This window comes from uncultured Limnohabitans sp. (genome assembly GCF_937889215.1).
In the GTDB taxonomy this organism is placed as follows: Bacteria; Pseudomonadota; Gammaproteobacteria; order Burkholderiales; family Burkholderiaceae_C; genus Limnohabitans_A.
This window is the reverse complement of sequence record NZ_CALBEX010000142.1, coordinates 1-2,398: the sequence shown is the minus strand read 5'-3', so window position 1 is coordinate 2,398 and position 2,398 is coordinate 1. Positions and strand designations below refer to the sequence as shown.

The 2,398-nt window shown below is 56.9% G+C and carries 2 protein-coding genes; both read left to right on the top strand.

Translation table 11 applies throughout. From position 1 onward, the window contains the following. Positions 1 to 497: glycosyltransferase family 2 protein (locus tag Q0341_RS03620; RefSeq protein WP_299510624.1), on the top strand; the 497-nt coding region annotated here is incomplete at its 5' end. 287 nt (positions 498 to 784) lie between these two features. After that, positions 785 to 2,158 carry an undecaprenyl-phosphate galactose phosphotransferase WbaP gene (gene wbaP / locus Q0341_RS03615; protein WP_299510622.1) on the top strand — a complete coding sequence of 458 codons (1,374 nt, stop codon included), beginning with the start codon at positions 785 to 787 and terminating at the stop codon, positions 2,156 to 2,158. Positions 2,159 to 2,398: the final 240 nt, after the last annotated feature.

Genomic DNA, 2,398 nt, shown 5'->3' with positions numbered 1-2,398 from the left:
GCAGCGCACCCCTATACAAATCAACAACTTACGTCGTTAACTGTCGAACTCGGGTGTCCAACTCGTTTGCAGCTTACCGTGTGGCCGACTTGCAGGCGGTGGGAGGCTTTCCGTCGTCGGTCATTTTGGGGGAGGACATGTCGGTGGCGGCGCGCTTGCTCATGGCTGGCAAAACGGTGGCTTATGTGGCCGATGCCTGTGCCCACCATTCGCACAATTACAGCGTGTTGCAAGAGTTCCGTCGGTATTTCGACACTGGCGTTTTCCATGCCCGCAGCCCTTGGCTTTTGGCCGAGTTCGGTTCTGCCAGCGGAGAGGGTTTGCGCTTTGTGCGATGTGAGCTGGCTTATTTGTGGCGTCATGCCCCATGGTGGATTCCGTCAGCGCTGGTGCGCACGGCGGCCAAGCTGATCGGTTACCGCTTGGGGCGTTTGGAGTCACGTTGGCCTTTGTGGTTCAAACGCTGGTGCAGCATGCACAAGGGGTATTGGAATTAAGCAGCCACTGCACATGGTGGTCACGCTTGATCTGCGTGGCGATCAAACAGACAGACTCGAGCAAGACTGTTGATGTGAGTTAATGCATTGAATGTGTTGTCGATCTCTGATGCATCGACAAGTCTGTCGGCATCAATGACAAAAACACCTTCGTATTCAGGCAGTAAAAGCGATGCTTATTTTGCGGACAGTCACAGCCGGTAATGACGGTTTTTTTGTTGGCAGGGGTGGATGTGTTGAATAAAAAAGATCAAAACTGGCGTCGATTAAACCCGCTGCAGATCCGCTTGACCAAGGCGGTTTTGCTGGGGGCGGATGTGTTGGCTTTGCTGGTGTCGGGGCTGCTGGCCGCAGTGCTGGCGCAGTTGTGGGCCGTGCCCATGGATGGCCATTGGCTGGTGACGCAGGATGTGCAGCGTTATTGGGCTTGGTTGGGTGTGGCGGGGGCGGGGCTGGTTTTCTTTTTGGTGCGATACCGGCACTACAGCGACCGCAAGCCTTTTTGGTCTGAGCTAGGCGAGACGCTGTTGGCTTTGCTGGTGTTGGCCGTGCTCGATTTGGCAGTGCTGGCCTTGACACGCTGGAATTCTTCTCGTTTGTGGTGGGCCTTGGTTTGGCCGCTGGCCATGTTGTGTGTGCCGCTGAGCCGGGGCTTGGCGCGGTCGCTGATGCGGCGTGCGGGCGTGTGGCAGCGACCCACTTTAATCGTGGGCAATGGGCCCAATGCCCACGAGGCGGTTGCCGCCTTGAACAGCGAGCCAGCTTTGGGTTTTGCGGTGGTCGAAATGGTGGATGCCACGCAGGCGTCCAAAGCCATGTCAGAGAAGTTGCGCCATTGGGCCATGGTGCCGGGTGCGCAGTTTGTGCTGGCATTGGAGCACGGGCAAAACGATTTGCGCGAAGATTTGCTGAGGCGCTTGGCGCACTGGAAGGCCGAAGACGTGAGCGTGGTGCCGGCCATGCGGGGTGTGCCTTTGTTTGGCACCGACATGTCGTATTTCTTTTCACACGAGGTGGCCATGCTCAAGTTGCGCAACAACTTGCGTTATTGGCCTGCCCGTTGGCTCAAGCGGGTGTTCGATTTGTTGGCAGCCTTGGTGTTGCTGATTTTGGGTGCTTTACCTTTGCTGTATGTGGCGCTGCGCATTCGTCGCGATGGCGGTCCGGCCATTTTTGCGCACAAGCGGGTAGGGCAAATGGGCAAGGTGTTTCCGTGCTTCAAGTTCCGCACCATGCAGGTGGATGCCGAAGAGCGCTTGCGCGAGCTGCTGGCCAATGACCCGGCTGCGCGGGCGGAGTGGGAGCGCGAGTTCAAGCTGCGCAACGACCCGCGCATCACAAGCATTGGCCAATTTTTGCGCCGCACCAGCCTGGACGAGCTGCCGCAGCTGTTCAACGTTATCCGCGGCGAAATGAGCCTGGTGGGCCCACGCCCTGTGATCCGCGCCGAGCTGTCACGTTATGGCGACGATGTTGACTACTTTTTGATGGTGCGCCCCGGCATGACGGGCTTATGGCAAGTGAGCGGCCGCAACGATGTGAACTACGACACCCGGGTGTACTTGGACACTTGGTATGTCAAGAATTGGTCCCTCTGGTACGACATCGCCATCTTGTTCAAAACGATTCGCGTGGTGCTGAACAAGGACGGGGCTTATTGATGGAGCCCTGGGCGTAGAAGCAAGATGCATGTCTGAACAAAGGGCCCATTTGGGCCCTTTGGCAATTTCAGGGCTTTGGCTTTGCAAGCTCGAGCCGAGACAACCACAGACTCAAGCCCACAAACAATGACAGGCTAATGGTGTAGTAGTTGTGCGCAAAGTTGACGTTAGACAAACTAACCGTGAAGTGGATAAACACCATGCCAGCCAGCGAAAGGGCTGCAGTCTTGTACCCCTTTT